The organism is Vibrio sp. Vb0304 (assembly GCF_033338995.1).
Classification (GTDB): Bacteria; Pseudomonadota; Gammaproteobacteria; order Enterobacterales; family Vibrionaceae; genus Vibrio; species Vibrio alginolyticus.
Window position 1 is genome coordinate 1 of sequence record NZ_JAWOTT010000224.1, and the last position, 1192, is coordinate 1192.

Annotated in this window: 1 protein-coding gene and 1 pseudogene; both read left to right on the top strand. The window is 43.7% G+C overall.

Going from position 1 to position 1192, the window contains the following annotated elements; all coding sequences use genetic code 11:
* Positions 1 to 365 precede the first annotated feature (365 nt).
* Positions 366 to 716, top strand: a complete 351-nt coding sequence (locus R7P35_RS25165; protein ID WP_021449112.1) for a hypothetical protein — start codon at positions 366 to 368, stop codon at positions 714 to 716.
* Positions 717 to 725: 9 nt separating this feature from the next.
* Positions 726 to 1192 (top strand): annotated as a pseudogene (locus R7P35_RS25170) (alkaline phosphatase family protein); the annotation flags it as partial.

Here is a 1192-nt window from a genome sequence, read left to right on the forward strand (position 1 = left end):
CCGTGCGATACATGGCGGCAATGCCCCACGTTTGCTCATCTGTTGCATAAGCCGTTGATACAGCCGCAGCGAGCGGAAGCATCATGGTGGCTTGTTTCAATCTCTTCATGGGTTTTAATCAAAGTTGATGGAGAAAATCAGTGAATTAAGCTTATGTTCTTTCGATATTAGCCGTTACAATACTTAACGTTGTCATGTGCGTGACAGTTCGCGTCATGCACTTTGATACGTTGGCATGAACATAATCTCAGTGCGTTGTTAACCTAACAACGAACTATGCCAGTAATCTAGGCATGTCGTCATCAAAAATCATTAAAAGCAGCCACTTATGGGTTTAGCTTGAACTTAAACATAACGAAGTAAACGTGAAAGCATCAGAACTTATCTCTATCCTCAATAATTTGCCGTCTAACTCCAACCCAGACATCGTGATGGGAGAAGAGTGGCTACCTGAAAGATTAGTGGATACCAAGCTCGATGGTGAGCTCCTGTTTTTGCACTTCGATAACGCACCTGAAGATGGACAAGGTGAAGAAGAAGGCCGTGGTTTTGTCGATCATGAAATAGATTTGATCCGCACTCGCCTGCAACAAATTCTGGATGAAGACAGTGACAACGCATCAAAAGCGGATGCGATGTTAGGTTTGTTCTTAATGGGGCATGAACTTAGCAGCTCTCAAGTCATCGAAGTATTAGAAGAAGAATCAGATACATAAGGAAGCGCTTTGCCAACAACGTTGACCAATACTGAACCTACTCCCCTTCCTCTTATTATTGCAGGGCCTGTCCTGCGCAAAGTCACCGCGTCTGAAATCAACATTTGGCTAGTGACGACCAAGCCTCTTAAAGGCGTGGTTGAAGTAATGGATGCAAGCACTCACAACGTATACACATCACAATCACTTGATGAACTTCAGCAGCTCCAAATAGGTCAGAGAGCGTGGGTAAGCTTACTCGCCATTAAAGGTGATTACCCAACTCATCAACCGCTTCGCTATCAAATTCAAACTCAAGATGGTCTATTGACTGAGCTGTTACCACATCTGAGCTATGAACAAGACCAATATTCACATCAAGGATTGGAGTTTGTGATCAGCGAGAAAGCCGATTACGTTCTTCATGGCTCTTGTCGAAATCCTCACCATTTTAGTAAAGACACTTTAGTCACTGCAGACGAAAAGGTCGCTAGCTT